General features: G+C 39.9%; 14 protein-coding genes. 10 read left to right on the forward strand and 4 right to left on the reverse strand.

Annotation, left to right across the window (positions count from 1 at the left end):
* The first annotated feature begins 112 nt into the window (after positions 1-112).
* The 5 genes from proB to MTF68_RS09500 all read left to right on the forward strand — a co-directional run bounded on the left by proB (position 113) and on the right by MTF68_RS09500 (position 4,949).
* The gene (gene proB, locus MTF68_RS09480; protein ID WP_248462314.1) at positions 113-1,216 is read left to right on the forward strand and encodes a glutamate 5-kinase; all 1,104 of its coding nucleotides are present in this window, start codon (positions 113-115) and stop codon (positions 1,214-1,216) included.
* A 352-nt stretch (positions 1,217-1,568) separates the two neighbouring features.
* Positions 1,569-2,543 carry a GGDEF domain-containing protein gene (locus MTF68_RS09485; RefSeq protein ID WP_248462315.1) on the forward strand — a complete coding sequence of 325 codons (975 nt, stop codon included), beginning with the start codon at positions 1,569-1,571 and terminating at the stop codon, positions 2,541-2,543.
* A 55-nt stretch (positions 2,544-2,598) separates the two neighbouring features.
* Entirely contained in the window at positions 2,599-2,958 is a 360-nt protein-coding gene (locus tag MTF68_RS09490) for a glutaredoxin domain-containing protein (protein ID WP_004586118.1), read from the forward strand.
* 45 nt (positions 2,959-3,003) lie between these two features.
* Complete coding sequence (gene gltX / locus MTF68_RS09495; RefSeq protein ID WP_248462316.1) at positions 3,004-4,488, forward strand: glutamate--tRNA ligase; 1,485 nt, start codon at positions 3,004-3,006, stop codon at positions 4,486-4,488.
* Positions 4,489-4,649: 161 nt separating this feature from the next.
* Positions 4,650-4,949, forward strand: a complete 300-nt coding sequence (locus MTF68_RS09500; RefSeq protein ID WP_024033163.1) for a hypothetical protein — start codon at positions 4,650-4,652, stop codon at positions 4,947-4,949.
* A 4-nt stretch (positions 4,950-4,953) separates the two neighbouring features.
* Here the strand turns inward: MTF68_RS09500 and MTF68_RS09505 are convergent, their stop codons facing one another.
* Positions 4,954-5,346 carry a hypothetical protein gene (locus tag MTF68_RS09505; protein ID WP_248462317.1) on the reverse strand — a complete coding sequence of 131 codons (393 nt, stop codon included), beginning with the start codon at positions 5,344-5,346 and terminating at the stop codon, positions 4,954-4,956.
* 167 nt (positions 5,347-5,513) lie between these two features.
* Here MTF68_RS09505 and MTF68_RS09510 point away from each other — a divergent pair, with 167 nt between their 5' ends.
* The 3 genes from MTF68_RS09510 to MTF68_RS09520 all read left to right on the forward strand — a co-directional run bounded on the left by MTF68_RS09510 (position 5,514) and on the right by MTF68_RS09520 (position 8,825).
* Positions 5,514-6,215 carry a DUF3581 domain-containing protein gene (locus MTF68_RS09510; RefSeq protein WP_096739166.1) on the forward strand — a complete coding sequence of 234 codons (702 nt, stop codon included), beginning with the start codon at positions 5,514-5,516 and terminating at the stop codon, positions 6,213-6,215.
* 326 nt (positions 6,216-6,541) lie between these two features.
* Complete coding sequence (locus MTF68_RS09515; RefSeq protein WP_004586123.1) at positions 6,542-7,792, forward strand: DEAD/DEAH box helicase; 1,251 nt, start codon at positions 6,542-6,544, stop codon at positions 7,790-7,792.
* A gap of 55 nt (positions 7,793-7,847) precedes the next feature.
* The gene (locus MTF68_RS09520; protein WP_054982752.1) at positions 7,848-8,825 is read left to right on the forward strand and encodes a sensor domain-containing diguanylate cyclase; all 978 of its coding nucleotides are present in this window, start codon (positions 7,848-7,850) and stop codon (positions 8,823-8,825) included.
* Positions 8,826-8,902: 77 nt separating this feature from the next.
* On the opposite strand, the gene MTF68_RS09525 is transcribed toward MTF68_RS09520, so the two are convergent.
* A complete protein-coding gene (locus MTF68_RS09525) occupies positions 8,903-9,859 on the reverse strand; it encodes a methylenetetrahydrofolate reductase (RefSeq protein WP_024033159.1) in 957 nt (318 codons plus the stop codon).
* Positions 9,860-10,118: 259 nt separating this feature from the next.
* Here MTF68_RS09525 and MTF68_RS09530 point away from each other — a divergent pair, with 259 nt between their 5' ends.
* On the forward strand, positions 10,119-12,998 hold the full coding sequence (locus MTF68_RS09530; RefSeq protein ID WP_248462318.1) for a pitrilysin family protein: 2,880 nt from the start codon (positions 10,119-10,121) through the stop codon (positions 12,996-12,998).
* Between the two features lie 87 nt (positions 12,999-13,085).
* Here MTF68_RS09530 and MTF68_RS09535 read toward each other — a convergent pair whose 3' ends face one another.
* Positions 13,086-13,400, reverse strand: a complete 315-nt coding sequence (locus MTF68_RS09535) for a helix-turn-helix transcriptional regulator (protein WP_248462319.1) — start codon at positions 13,398-13,400, stop codon at positions 13,086-13,088.
* Between the two features lies 1 nt (position 13,401).
* Positions 13,402-13,809: a hypothetical protein gene (locus MTF68_RS09540; RefSeq protein WP_024033156.1), complete on the reverse strand. Its 408-nt coding sequence runs from the start codon at positions 13,807-13,809 to the stop codon at positions 13,402-13,404.
* 296 nt (positions 13,810-14,105) lie between these two features.
* On the opposite strand from MTF68_RS09540, the gene MTF68_RS09545 reads away from it, so the two are divergent.
* Positions 14,106-15,035 (forward strand): diguanylate cyclase, encoded by a 930-nt coding sequence (locus tag MTF68_RS09545; protein WP_126008007.1) that lies wholly within the window; start codon positions 14,106-14,108, stop codon positions 15,033-15,035.
* Positions 15,036-15,044: the final 9 nt, after the last annotated feature.

The raw sequence follows: 15,044 nt of genomic DNA on the forward strand, positions 1-15,044 counted from the left end.
GAAATTTTATCAAATTAAATTAACGCCGATCCTAGCATGAATAATTTTAACTTGTTCAAAAATACCGAGCTGGTATAAGTTTATTTATCTTTCATTTTAATAGTAAATAATAATGCGTAGGGAACAGGTAATTGTTGTTAAGCTTGGTACAAGTGTACTAACCGGCGGCACCGATAAGTTAGATAAAGCCCATATGGTTGAGCTGGTTCGCCAATGTAGCGAACTTAAAAAGCAAGGCCACCAAGTTATATTAGTATCAAGTGGCGCGGTTGCTGCGGGTCGCGAACAACTTATTAAACCCTGTGGCCGCGGCCTAATAGATAAACAAATGTTGGCAGCCGTTGGACAAGGCCAGCTTATACATATTTGGCAAAGCTTATTTGCCTTGTATGGCATAAACGTAGGGCAAATGCTGCTTACCCGTGCCGACGTAGATGACCGCGAACGCTATTTAAATGCGCGCGATACCTTAAATGCGTTATTAAGCCACAATGTGGTGCCTATTATTAATGAAAACGACGCAGTAGCAACCGCTGAAATAAAAGTAGGCGATAACGATAATTTATCGGCGCTGGTGGCTATTTTAGCTAATGCCAACAAGCTATTACTGCTTACCGATCAAGAAGGTTTATTTACCAGCGATCCACGCACAAATACCGATGCAAAACTGATTGACGAAGTCACTCATATAAACGATGAGTTACGCCAACTGGCTGGTGGTAGCGGTACAAGTTTAGGCACCGGCGGTATGGCCACAAAACTACAAGCCGCCGACGTAGCAAGGCGCGCAGGGGTAGAGGTAATTATTGCAAAAGGCGCTGGCAACAACGTTATTTTAAAATGCATGAGTGAGCAATTACCCGGTACGCGGTTTTTAAAACTTACTGCGCCAAAAGATGGCCGTAAAAAATGGCTAATGGCAGGGCCTAAAAGTACCGGCCAAATTATGATTGATAAAGGGGCTATTTCGGCGCTACAAAACAAAGGGGCAAGCCTGCTGGCCAAAGGCATAACCAATGCATTTGGCCGTTTTGAGCGGGGCGACTTAATAGATTTAATAGACGCCAACAACCAAGTTATTGCACGAGGGTTAACACGTTTTAACCAGGTTGAAGTAAATAAAATTAAAGGTGCTCATTCAGAGCAAATAGGTGAGCTACTCGACTTTGATAGTGGCGCTGTGGTGCTACACAGAGACGACTTAGTTTTGCTTTAGTTTTATTTTGGTTTTGCTTTAGCTTTTTAAATAGCGCGTGTTGCGGCCGTATATTCGGTATTTAAGCAAGGAAGAGCCTATGTTGTGTTTAGAATAACTGGTTGTACAAAAACATAAATGCAAAGCATAGGCTGTTTTAGGTTCTGCTGTATGTAAGTTATTAAATAACAGCGTAGTAGTTATTGAGCTCACTAAGTTACAAAGCTCGCGCTATGATTTAATAACGCTTAGCTAAAACAAACTTTAATCCACATAGCTCAATGCGACCTAATTAAAAAGTATTGGTTAATTAATTAGCAAAGTTGATGATTTTGTCTAAACTGATTGAAGTTAAAACAGTTTAGGCAAACTAATGAAGGCAAACAATTGCGGGCACGAATGGATAATCAGTCTAACTCAGCAAGAAGAAGAAAGTGATTTAGATGCATCATTAGTGCAGATTATTGGCGACCTACTCGAAGTTGAAAATTTTGCTATTTACATTAATAAACACTTTAGTGCGCAATTACCGCCTACGCTAATAAACACCCACACCCGCCTTAAAGTATTAGAGTCTAACGAAGCCTTAGCGCTGCTTAATAAAGTAACCCAAAACAAAATAAGAGTAAGCCGTGCCTTAGGTGTAGTAACTACGTATGTGCCAGTGTATTACTTTGGTAAAGTAATTGGCATATTACTAATAGAAACCACAAAAGAGTTAGCGCAAACCACCACAATGCTCGCCGTGCATATTTTAAATATTTATGCCAACCAGCTAGGGCTATTACATAAATCGCGATTAGACCCTTTAACCGAGCTTTTAAATAGACAAACCTTTGATAAAAAAGTGATCGAAATTGTCTCAGGCAAAGGCTTTTTATTACCCCGTGATGATACCAACGAAAAGCGACGATGGTATTTAGCCATTGCAGATATCGATCACTTTAAACGCGTAAACGACAGCTACGGCCATGTAATAGGCGATGAAGTTATTTTACTTGTGGCGCGGCTGTTAAAAAATAACTTTAGGCTAGAAGACTACGTTTTTAGGTATGGAGGCGAAGAGTTTGCGGTGTTATTTCAAACCAAAACCGAGGCACAAGCACATATAGCACTTAACCGTTTACGCTCAAATATTGCTGAGTATCCTTTTCCGCAAGTTGGGCAGCTTACAATAAGTATTGGCTTTTTAGAGCTGGCAAGTATTGATACTGTATCTAGTATCGTAAACCAAGCCGATATGGCGCTGTATCATTCTAAAAATAGCGGCCGTAATAAAGTGACTGCTTATAGCGAGCTTGAGGTAAATGAAGAAGTGACCACCGATAATAGTATTGAGCTTTTTTGATTGTAAATTTGTGCTAAAATCTGGCTCCTTAAATTGTTGTAGGCAGGCACAAAACATGAAATTCGTTCGTTGGTTTTTAGGTTGTATAATTTTATTCTTTAATTTTGTATTTACTCCTCGCAGTAAAAAGCGTGCAAGCGATGTGCAAGCGCAGCTTGATCAGCAAACCTCACAATTTAAACTTTATCAATTTAAAGCATGCCCGTTTTGCGTAAAAGTACGCCGTGCAATTAAGCGCGAAGGCTTAAAAATAGAAACGCGTGATGCAAAAAATAATCAACAATTTCGTCAAGAGCTGTTAGAGCAAGGCGGCAAAATTAAAGTGCCATGCCTTCGTATAGAAAAAAATGGCCAAGTAGAGTGGCTATACGAATCTAACGATATTATTGCTTACTTAAACAAAGTAGCGGCTTAAACGACCCCCTTAATTTTTATCTCACTTATTAAAAGAGACATTATCATGACAATCCGTACTCGTGTTGCCCCATCTCCAACAGGTGACCCGCATCTTGGCACCGCTTATATTGCTTTATTTAACTACTGTTTTGCTAAACAACAAGGCGGCGAGTTTGTGCTTCGTATTGAAGATACAGACCAAGTTCGTAGCACGCCAGAGTCAGAACAAGCGATTATGGATAGCTTACGTTGGTTAGGTCTTGAGTGGGATCATGGCCCTGACGTAGGTGGCGAATTTGGCCCTTACCGTCAATCAGAGCGTAGCGATTTATACAAAAAATACGCACACCAATTAGTTGAGCAAGGTAAAGCATTTTACTGTTTTGCAACCAGCGAAGAGCTTGACCAAATGCGTGAAGAGCAAATGGCAGAAGGTCTGCGCCCTAAATACGACGGCCGTGGCTTAAACCTCACCGAAGATGAAATTAAAGCAAACCTAGCCGCAGGCAAGCCTTACGTTATACGTATGAAAATACCAAGCGAAGGCACTTTTAAATTTAACGACTACCTACGCGACGAAATTGAGATCCCGTGGGAAAACGTAGACATGCAAGTGCTATTAAAAGCCGATGGTTACCCTACGTATTTTTTAGCAAATGTAGTGGATGACCACCACATGCAAATAAGCCATATTTTCCGTGGCGAAGAGTGGATTAACTCAGCACCTAAACTATTAAAACTTTACGAAGATTTAGGTTGGGAAGCACCCGTACTAGGGCACTTACCACTACTGCGTAATCCTGATAAATCAAAGCTTTCTAAGCGTAAAAACCCAACGTCTATTAATTACTATAAAGAAATGGGTTACCTACCAGAGGCCGTGCTTAACTACTTAGGCCGTATGGGTTGGTCAATGCCAGATGAGCGTGAAAAATTCACTCTTAACGAGATGATTGAACACTTCGATATGAAGCGTGTATCACTTGGTGGCCCAGTATTTGATGTTGATAAGCTAAGCTGGTTAAACGGCATGTGGATCCGCGAAAACCTAACAGATGAAGAGCTTGTACAGCGCTTTGTTGATTGGAAGTTTAATGGCGAAATGCTAGCTAAAGTATTACCAGAAGCTAAAACGCGTATTAATACACTTTCGGACATGGTTGATTTAGCAGGGCATTTTGTAGGCGGTATTCCAACTTACGACCCAGCACTGTTAACGGCGGGCAAAGCTGACGAAAACGTAATACGCCAAGCGCTACAGTTTTTTGTATGGCAGCTTGAAGGTTTACGTAGTTTTGATAAGCCAGCTATTTTTGCCATTGCAAAAGAAGTTGCTACATTCCACGAGCTTAAAATTAAAGACTTTTTAGAGCCAATATTTGTAGCAATCACGGGTAAAACGTCTTCAACGTCAGTACTTGATGCAATGGAAATTTTAGGCTCAGACTTATCACGTGCGCGTTTACGTGTAGCGCTTGCTCATTTAGGCATTTCTAAAAAGCAGGCTAAAAATATTGAGCGTGCGTACCGCACATACCCAAGTGCATAATCTTTAGTCGTACTTTATAAAAAGCCGAGCTTATTAATTAAGCTCGGCTTTTTTGTTTCAGGCCGTTTGGCTATATGTCATCGCGTTTTGATCTTGTTTAGCGCAAGCCGTGGCGCTTTAGCAAATGCTATAATGCTGCATGTAAATTAAAAGGAGGCAGCATGATTGCACCTGTAAAAAACAAAGCTTTATTTAGCAGTAATGCCTTTTCAATAAACCTAGTTACTTACCCTACACATCACAGTGTGATGAACCATATAGATCCAGTACAGCAAGGGCGCTACTACAAACTTAATTTTGTACTAGTAAAACCTAAAGCTGGTGGGGTTTTTAAATGCTCAAAATGCATTATTAATTGGTTTAACCGGGTGTATTTATTTAGACCCGACAAATACGAGCATAGCGTATCTAAAATTGAGTCGGGAAAGCGCGTACTACTTAGCTTTGCGCTTAATATATAATTTATTAATAGTCGTAGGCCTGTCCGCTGCATAAAACAGACAGGTCACAATACGATACAGAGATTTCGCTACAAGAATTTATAGTAAAGGCGTTACCGCCTCTGCGCATTGTATCTGCTTTAAGTAAATCTATAGCATTTGATTTTAAGCGATTGTAGCTTATATTATTGTCGCCTCTACCGTCGCCATTGCAGCTTTCGCCTTCAATTCGGCCTAAAAGTGTGGCGCCACTTTCGTGTGCTTCTTGGTCGCTATAAAACTGTTGTAAATCTCGTTTTTTAACGTACGTACCAATTTCCTCAGATAAAACATCGTTATCTATATCGGTATGAAAAGTCACGCTAGAACATCCAGCCAAAGTAGTGAGTACGCTTATTACTGCAAAAACACGTAACATAATAATTAGTCCCTTATTTAGTTTGGTACCTAAATTACTAACTAAAACAGGTGTGCGCAACATTTACTCTTAAGTTAATTGTATGAATTTGTAAGTGATTCGACCTCTCTTTAAATTTTTTCTGGTAGTATGGGCAGGTTATAAGCAGTTTAAGCAGTGAACAATCTATGTTAAGTCCTTACTTTCAGCAGCATGCTGATTATGTTTCTATCTCTCGTGAGCAAGGGTGTCGTTTCGCAAAGTGCGTTGCCGATGATTACAACCCACTTCATGACAAAGATGCCAAAAAGTTTTGCGCGCCAGGAGACTTACTTTTTTCTTTAGTGTTAGACCGCTACGGTATAAGTGAGCGAATGGAATTTACCTTTGCCGGTATGGTTGACGAAAACACCAAACTTAACTTCCCAGAAGGGGATGATGAGTTTGATGTAACCAACGGCGACAAAGTAATTTTAAAGGTAAAACGCGAAGGTAAAACCAGCAAATGCCCAACACTTACTAATAGCTTAATAAAAAATTATGTTGAGTTTTCTGGTGCTGCATTTCCGCACGTAATTATTCCGCTAATGGGTAAGCAAAATGTAATGATTAACCCAGCGCGCCCTATGGTTATTTACGAGTCGATGATCATTAACCTTGATAACATTAATATTCAAACGCCAACGCTTGAGTTTGCTGAGCCAAGTTTTGAGTACACGGGTAAGCGCGGCAAAATTACCTTGCGCTTTAATTTACTAGAAAACGGCGAAAAAGTGGGTTTTGGTGAAAAGCACATGGTGGTGTCGGGTATTCGTGAATACTGCCAAGCAACGGTTGATGACTTAATCGCGTTTTATAATGAGCGAAAAGCCACCTTAAAACCGGTTTAAAACGTTATTAAATTATAATACCAATCCGCAATAATACTTAATCATTTTTAGGGGCTAAAAGTGTTGCTATCTGCGTTAAAAAATTCTCATTTAGAACAACTAAATAGCGAATTTTTTGCCTAGCTATCAACACGTTTATCTGTCCTCAAAATAGATCACTTAATTAAGCGGATTGGTATAAAAAAGGCGCTAAATGCATTGTTATTTAGCGCCTTTTTTATTGATTAGCGAATGCAGCTAGGCTGAATACTTTTCTGAGCTGGTTAATTTACGCAGTACCGTAATATGCGTACAATAGCGCTCTTTGTTATTTTAAAGCTAAGCTTATGTCTGCTACATCGTTCTCATCTCTTAAACTCGATTCGTTATTACTAACCGCAATTGAGCAAAATAATTACACCACGCCTACCGCAATTCAGGTTAAAACTATTCCGCACATATTAGCGGGCAGCGATGTAATGGGCAGCGCGCAAACAGGCACAGGTAAAACAGCCGCCTTTGTATTACCACTACTACATAAGCTTTTAAATACACCAAAAAAAGATGAGCCAGGCATAGCCCGAGTGGTTATTTTAACGCCCACGCGTGAGCTTGCTCAGCAAGTGTTTGCAAGCTTTGAAAAATACGCCCAAGGCACAAATATTCAAGGCGCTTTAGCGTATGGCGGTGCAAGTATTGGCCCGCAAATTAAAGCGCTTAAAACGGCGCAAGTGATAGTCGCAACGCCTGGGCGTTTACTTGATCATATCGTTAAAGGCAGTGTGGTGCTTTCAAGTGTTGATTCGTTAGTATTTGATGAAGCCGACCGCATGCTGGATATGGGCTTTATTGATGAAATAAAACGTATTTTGCGCCACATTCCAGGCGATCGCCAAACCTTATTGTTCTCAGCCACATTCGATGACAGCGTGTTTGAGCTGAGTAAAAAACTACTTAAAAACCCCGAGCTGATTGAAGTTGATAAACGTAACTCAGCCGCCGTTGAAGTAGAGCAAGTTATTTACGCAGTTGATGAAGAGCGAAAGCGTGAGCTTGTATCGCACATGATTGGCATGAAAAACTGGCGCCAAGTACTTATATTTACACGTACCAAACAAATGGCCGATAAACTTGCCAAAGAAATGTGTAAAGACGGCTTAAAAACAGAGTCTATCCATGGCGATAAATCACAAGGTGCGCGCGACCGTGCATTACAAAACTTTAAAGAAGGCACAACGCGGGTTTTAGTTGCCACCGATGTAGCTGCCCGCGGTTTAGATATTCCGGCGCTTAAATATGTAATAAACTTTGAGCTACCTTACATAGCAGAAGATTACGTACACCGAATTGGCCGTACGGGGCGCGCTGGCGAGCAAGGCCTTGCCATGTCGCTGGTAAGTATTGACGAGCAGTGGTTACTGGAAGAAATTGAAGTACTACTGGATACCCGTTTAGCACCACAATGGCTAGAAGGTTACGAGCCAGATTTAAATAAGCCACCTAAAGATAACCGTAAAAACACCAACAAAGCGCGTAAAGATCGCGATAAAAAGCGCATTACCGGGCAAAGAGCACCAAGTAAACGCCGCAGAAAGTAGCCTTAGACATATTTATTTGGCTATACTAAGGCCACTAAATAGCTGAGGTATAGTTATGTTTGAAACAGATCAGTGGGCGTTTTCTGGTATCGATGGCCAAATATCATTACATAAATGGCAAAAAACCATTGATCTTATTACGGGGCTTTTTTCGGCCCCCTCTGGTTATATAGTTCAGGCTACTAGTAAAGGTTATCGTGTAGTTATTAGAGCTAATGAAGGTGGCTCACACTTTGAAACCAACCCTATACTCCCTCCCGAAACTCCCTTATTTTGTAAATATGTAGCCGAAAACAACAACACTTTGTATGTTAGCGATACCCGCAGCGATACGCAGTGGAATACCATGCCCGAGGTTATTGAAGATGGCGTTGAATCCTACCTAGGCTTGCCAATTCACTGGCCTGAAGGTGAAGTATTTGGCACCTTGTGTTTAAAAGATTCAAAAAAAACCAGTTACACCGATGAATATTTTGAGCTAATAGAGCAGCTTCGTGATTTAATTGAAGACGATTTAGCCCTTATTTATAGCTTTGAGCAAATGCGCGAAATAGCCATGCTCGACCCGCTTACCAATATTTATAATCGCCGTGCACTTAGCTTACTTGCCCAACACAAACTTAATTTAGCGCTGCGTTTAGGTTTTGATGTGTGTTGCTTGTTTATTGATGTAAACGACTTTAAAAAACTAAACGACACTTATGGCCATGAAATAGGCGACCAAGCGTTAATCCTCTTAGCAAATACCTTAAAAACACATTTAAGAGAGGCTGATATAGTAGGGCGTTTAGGCGGCGATGAATTTGTAGCTGTGATGCAAATTAGTGATAGAAGTAAGCTTAGCCATATTATTGATAAAATAAAAATTGAGTATAAAAACGCACTATTAGAAAACAACGTGTGCGCGCTGACACTTAGCATAGGCGAAAGTTTTACTAATAAACAAAAGCAACCTTTTGATACGTTATTAAATTTGGCCGATCACCAAATGTATAAAAATAAACAAGCGTACAAATTGGCTAAAAAAGCATAATAATAAAAGTAATACACTTAAACATAGCAACAAAAAAGCAAGCCATTAGGCTTGCTATAAACGGTGTGAATTAGGCTTTAAGCGATTTGTTTTTCGGCTAGGTTTAATTCCATAATGGCTTTTAATAAACGGTATAAGTTTATTGATGCGTCAATTTCTTCTTTACGGTTTGTTAAGCTTTCAATATTTAAGCCTAGTGGCACATCTAGGTGCGCACAGCTTTTGAGTATTAGGTCGAGATTTTCTCGGCAAATACGTACAGATTCACTTAAGGTATTGTCTGCATCAAGCATGCGCCATTTAGTGGCCTCTGGCACTGAGATCCCCAACCATTGCATAAACTCTAAGGTTTTATCGCCACCGCATGGCGTAAACGTTAAAATAATCCGTTTTGGTGTAATACCTTGTGCTTTACAGGTACGCGCGTAACTTGTGATTAGCTCTATAGTTGCTTGCGCGTCGTAAACCGCTTGCGATATAAAAAACTGACAACCTTGTGCTGTTTTTTCTATAAGGCGCTCGTGTTCATTTCGCTTACTTGAATGTCGCTCAGCAATGGTAACGCCCCCTAAAAAGAAGTCATCACTTTGCTCTGCCAATGTTTTATAGGCATCGGGCAAGCTTAGTTTTATATCACCTACCGATGAGGGGCTACCCACTAAAACGACATTTTTTAAATCGTAGTCGTTTTTAGTTTCATCCAACCAGCCTTTAAATTCCTCTACACCACGTTGTGCCACACTTTTGTAAGTAATGACATCTGGAGCAGATAAATTACGTAGTAAGTGGCTGTATTCACGTGGGTCTACAGTTTGTTTAAACGGAAATGGGCGTGCTTTATCTGTACGGCTACTTTCATCTTGAATGTCGTAAATTATCACGCCGTCGTATTCAATTTCGTGTAAGCGAGCAAGTAGTTTTTCTGCAATGATTTTTAGTTGCGCTTTATCAGTACCAATTTTAGGTGGAGTAGTACCAATAAGATAAACACCTTGATTGGTGTCTTCTATTTTTTCTTGTAGTGATAAAGCCATAATCCTCATTCCAGCTTAGTCCAATGTATGTAACTTAATATAACAGCCATTTAGACGTCTAGATAGATTTATTTAATGAAAGTTTTTCAATCAACTTGAGTTTTTTTCATACTTAAATGTTTTTAAAATAGGGAATTGACACAGTTGTTTACATTATAAATAGCCGATGGGCTCTTATATTTAGTGGCTTTGGGGCATAATCTAAGCGAGTTAGCATTAAACCTAATAACAAATTTGCTCAATTTAAAAAGGGACAGCAATGAAATTTAAATTACTAGCAACAAGCTTAGCGGTATCGCTGGCACTAACAGGCTGCGCAACACAGCAAAGCGAAAACACCCAAACGGCACAACAACAGCAAACAACAAAAGCTGACGAACGTGTATTTTCGCAAGAGTACTTAATCGAAGAGCTTGATAACGGCTTACGTGTAATGGTTGTTAAAACCGATTACCCCGATGTCGTCTCGCTGCAAATTCCGGTATCGGTTGGCTCACGTAATGAAGTAAAAGCAGGTAAAACCGGTTTTGCTCACTTTTTTGAGCACATGATGTTTAAAGGCTCTAAAAAATTTCCGCAAGACGAATACACTGCCATATTTAAAAATGCAGGGGTCGATAACCGTGCTTACACCACTAACGATTACACAAACTACCATTTAAACTTTTCAAAGCAGCACCTTGATAAAGTACTTGAAATTGAAGCCGATATTTTTCAAAACTTAACCTACACCGAAGAGCAATTTAGAACCGAAGCGCTAACGGTTAAAGGGGAATATTTAAAAAATAACGCCAGCCCAATTCGTAAGTTATTGAGCGCAGTACGCGAAGAAGCGTTTGATACGCACACTTATAAACATACCACCATGGGCTTTTTTGAAGATATAGAAGCCATGCCAGATCAAATGGCTTACGGTAAAGAATTTTTTGATAAGTTTTATAAGCCTGAATATGTATCGCTAGTGATTGTGGGCGATGTTGACCCACAAGCCACAATGGCTATGGTTAAAAAACATTGGGGTGGCTGGAAAAAAGGCGATTACGTTGCCGATATTAAAGCTGAGCCAAAGCAGCAAGCACCTAAATATGTACATGAGAAAAACGAAGGTTTGCCTGGTCATTGGTTGCTTGTATCTTACAAGGGGGCTGCATGGGAGCCTGCTAAAAAGGACAGAGCCGCACTTGATTTAATCTCACAGCTTTATTTTTCTAATAACTCCGATTTATACCAAGAGCTAGTTGTTGATAAACAAATAGCGAGTCAAATGTTTACCTACAATCCAGAGACAAAAGATCCTGGCTTACTACATGTGTTTGTAAAAGTAGAAAACGAAGATGATTTAGCAAAAGCACGCGATGCTATTAACCGCACTTATGCAAAAGCACGTACCGAACTTGTTGATGAGCAAAAACTAAGTGATTTAAAGTCTAACCTTAAATACAGCTTTATTAACGGCTTAGACTCATCGCAAGCGATTGCATCAACCCTTGCAAGTTATATGCATTTTGAGCGCGACCCAGAGGTTATCAACCAGCTTTATAAATCGGCCGACAACATCACAGCACAAGATATTAAAGCTGTGGCTAATAAATATTTTGTAGATGACGCGCGTACTACCGTAACTATGTCTGCACTTGATAAAGCGCCAGGCTTTGAACAAGAAACAAGCTTAAATGCATTAGTCGCTAAGCATGATAAAGCGCCCGAGGCACCCGTATTTAAAGTGCTTGATAAAACGAATAGCTCGCCGCTGATTGATGTAAACTTTTTATTCAATACAGGGGCTGCTGCAGACCCGCAAGGTAAAAAAGGGGTTGCTGCGCTCACCGCCGCTATGCTTGCTCAAGGTGGCTCGCAAAGTACGAGTTACAAAGACATACAAAAAGCGCTTTATCCGCTTGCTGGCAGCTTTGGTTATCAAATAGATAAAGAAATGCTGTCATTCCAAGGGCGCATTCATAAAGATAACGCTGCCACATGGTATGCGCTTGTAAGCGATCAGTTACTTAACCCAGGCTTTAGAGACGATGACTTTAAGCGCCTTAAAAAAGAAATGATCGACGGTATTAAATCGGGCTTAAAAGCCTCTAATGATGAAGAGCTAGGTAAAGAAGTGCTTTACAGCGCACTTTACAAAGGTCACCCATACGAAAGCTACAATTACGGGGATATTTCGGATTTAGAAGCACTAACGCTTGATGATGTAAAAGCATTTTACAACACAGAGCTTACCCAATCTAAACTAACACTGGGTTTAATTGGCGCTGTGCCAAAAGCGCTTAAAGCAGAAATCATGAGCGACTTAGCAACCTTACCTAAAGGCGAGCAAAGCCGTTTAAGTATTCCTGATGCGCCAGAGCTTAAAGGTCACCATGCCACGATTGTAGAAAAGTCGGCGCAATCTACTGCGGTATCGTTTGGTTTCCCAATTGATACTATTCGTAGTAGTGAAGATTGGACAGCCCTTTGGCTGATGCGTTCGTACTTTGGTGAGCACCGCAGTTCTAACTCATACCTGTATGAGCGAATTCGTCAAACACGTGGTATGAACTACGGCGATTACGCCTACATTGAGTACTTCCCACGTGGCATGTTTCAAACTAAGCCTGATGCAAACTTAGGGCGCTCTGAGCAAATATTCCAAATTTGGTTACGCCCGCTGCGCTCTAATAACGATGCACACTTTGCAACACGTACCGCGTTGTTTGAGCTGGATAAGCTTATTAAAAATGGCTTAACCGAAAAAGACTTTGAAGCAACACGTAACTTTTTAATTAACTACGTACCGCAGCTTGTCGCAAGTCAAAACCGCCAATTAGGTTATGCACTTGATAGTGAATTTTATAACACAGAGTCGTTTGTAAAATACGTGACAAGTAAACTTGAAAAGCTAACGCTTGCTGATGTTAATCGCGTGATTAAAGATAATCTGCAAACAGATAACGTACAGTACGTGTTTATTACCGGTGACGGCGAAGACATGAAAAAACGTTTAGTGTCAGAGCAAACATCGCCAATGGTTTACAACACAGAAAAACCAGCAGCGCTTGTTGCTGAGGATAAAGTCATTGCCGATTATAAATTAGCTATTCCAGCTAACAACATTGAAGTAATGGCTGTTGAAAAAGTGTTTCAGTAATTAATCTCTTTTTCTAACATATAAAAAATGCCCCAGTGCTTATAGCCTGGGGCATTTTTATTTAATTAGTGCTATTAAAACGTAATATTAGTTAGTCGCTAAAAGCACTGAGCCTGCGCCCAGAGCAAAGCTTATTAAGGAGCTAATAACCACTCCCGCTAAAAAGCTTTTAGTTGGCGTACTTTTAACGTCATTATTTATAGGGTCATCAAGTTTAATTAGCTCGCCTTGGCGTACTTCAAGTACCGCGCAAAGCGCCATAGTGGTTTCTTTAGAAGCGGCGCCTTCTTTTTCTACCCGTTGAATGGTCCGCAAACTTACATCGCAGGCATCTGCGAGCTGTTGCTGCGTCCAATCTAACTTACTTCTAAGCGATTTAACTGTTGTAGGATTTAATTGCACGTTAAAGCTTCCCTACAAATAGTTCAACAATTGTTGCCGTTGTATAGCCAAACACCGCCCCACCCAATGTACAGCCAGCAAGAAAAAATGCTGCCTTTTTAGGATCGTCTGAAAGACTACTTTGAACTTGTTTGGCTATCACACTGCTATTTTTATAAAGAGTGCACTCCAGACGCCCCGTAAGTATATTAAGCATGTCAAATTTTACTTGGTACTGTGAGCCCTCAAAAGCAAAAGAGTGCGTGCTTGCACAGTAGATAGTTCGTTTTTTACTAAATAGGTCATCGTTTACAAATACTTCTTCTTTACCAGTAAAGTAGCTTCCAAAACAGGCTATTTGATTGTCACCATCTTGAAAGTAAAATTTATAACCAAGCTTTTTTGTATTCAATATATCGTTTTTCATCATCGTTATCCTTGTTGAGTTGATGATGCTAATTTAGCGTTTGTTTTTATTTTTTACGCCGTCAGTAGTATGCCAGTAGCTAGTTTGGCATATGACAGTAACCCTGTCATGCTGCTTTAGTATCTGATTTTTAATGTAAAAGTAAATTTTTTATATTTTTTATAGACTACTTAGCTGTCATACGGAGTATTACTTCACATTAATAAATTATGCAGCTAGCGTGAAGTAAAGTAACAATATTGTGTTAAAAAATTGTTATTGATTATACTGATTAACAACAAAGCTAAAATGGAAAGCTCGTGATTGACGATAAAGCGTTTTTTAAGTTGGTACTAGATACCACGCCCGACCAAGTAGTGGTTATTAATTCTAACGGCGACATAGTTTATATAAACCGAAGCTGGCAAAACTTTGGTGAGCAAAACGACTGTGCCTGCTGTGATATGTGGGAGCAGCAAAATTACTTAGCAGAGTGTGAAAAAGCTGCTAAAAAAGGAGATAGCTTTGGTTTAAAGGCATTTAACGGCATTAAATCAGTTATTTCGGGGGCTAATGACGACTTCTATTTAGAATATCCATGCCATAGTGAAGATGAAAAACGTTGGTTTATGATGCGAGTAGTGTCGTTTAGCCATACCGATAAAGCGTATTACGCTATTAGCCATCAAAATATTACCGAGCGTAAACTGGCAGAAGAGCAAGTACAAAAACTTGCCGCTATTGATGGCTTAACTGATATTGCTAACCGAGGCTTTTTTGATACTTTTTTAGAGCAAGAGTGGAATCGTTGTCAGCGTTTAGGTATGCCGCTTTCGTTGGCTATTATTGATATAGATGATTTTAAATTACTCAATGATACTTACGGCCACCAACAAGGCGATACATGCTTAAAAAGGGTGGCAAAAGTACTCAATGAATTTACTAAACGCCCAGGTGATTTATGTGCCCGTTTTGGTGGTGAAGAATTTGTTTTAGTGTATGGAAATACAAACTCAGATCAGGCCTTGTTAGTATTGAACGATATTTTAGAAAAATTAAAACAGTTAAACATTGAAAATAAACATTCATTACCCAGCCAAACCCTTACAGTGAGTGTAGGCCTCACTACTATTACACCCAGTAGTGACTTTACCTGTGCGTATTTAATCAAAGAAGCAGACGATTTACTTTATAAAGCAAAAGATAAAGGAAAAGATGCTTTGTGTGTGAGTGATTTAGCACTCATATAATTTTTTTAT

It is taken from the genome of Pseudoalteromonas sp. 2CM37A (genome assembly GCF_023161885.1).
GTDB classification, from domain to species: Bacteria; Pseudomonadota; Gammaproteobacteria; order Enterobacterales; family Alteromonadaceae; genus Pseudoalteromonas; species Pseudoalteromonas atlantica.

What these genes read in the sequence shown, in the direction of transcription:
- MTF68_RS09510 (WP_096739166.1), top strand. Translation starts at nt 5,514, where the DNA reads ATGTTAAGTCCTTACTTTCAGCAGCATGCTGATTATGTTTCTATCTCT.
- MTF68_RS09515 (WP_004586123.1), top strand. Translation starts at nt 6,542, where the DNA reads ATGTCTGCTACATCGTTCTCATCTCTTAAACTCGATTCGTTATTACTA.
- MTF68_RS09500 (WP_024033163.1), top strand. Translation starts at nt 4,650, where the DNA reads ATGATTGCACCTGTAAAAAACAAAGCTTTATTTAGCAGTAATGCCTTT.
- MTF68_RS09505 (WP_248462317.1), bottom strand. Translation starts at nt 5,346, where the DNA reads ATGTTACGTGTTTTTGCAGTAATAAGCGTACTCACTACTTTGGCTGGA.
- MTF68_RS09525 (WP_024033159.1), bottom strand. Translation starts at nt 9,859, where the DNA reads ATGGCTTTATCACTACAAGAAAAAATAGAAGACACCAATCAAGGTGTT.
- proB (WP_248462314.1), top strand. Translation starts at nt 113, where the DNA reads ATGCGTAGGGAACAGGTAATTGTTGTTAAGCTTGGTACAAGTGTACTA.
- MTF68_RS09490 (WP_004586118.1), top strand. Translation starts at nt 2,599, where the DNA reads ATGAAATTCGTTCGTTGGTTTTTAGGTTGTATAATTTTATTCTTTAAT.
- MTF68_RS09540 (WP_024033156.1), bottom strand. Translation starts at nt 13,809, where the DNA reads ATGATGAAAAACGATATATTGAATACAAAAAAGCTTGGTTATAAATTT.
- MTF68_RS09530 (WP_248462318.1), top strand. Translation starts at nt 10,119, where the DNA reads ATGAAATTTAAATTACTAGCAACAAGCTTAGCGGTATCGCTGGCACTA.
- gltX (WP_248462316.1), top strand. Translation starts at nt 3,004, where the DNA reads ATGACAATCCGTACTCGTGTTGCCCCATCTCCAACAGGTGACCCGCAT.
- MTF68_RS09485 (WP_248462315.1), top strand. Translation starts at nt 1,569, where the DNA reads ATGAAGGCAAACAATTGCGGGCACGAATGGATAATCAGTCTAACTCAG.
- MTF68_RS09520 (WP_054982752.1), top strand. Translation starts at nt 7,848, where the DNA reads ATGTTTGAAACAGATCAGTGGGCGTTTTCTGGTATCGATGGCCAAATA.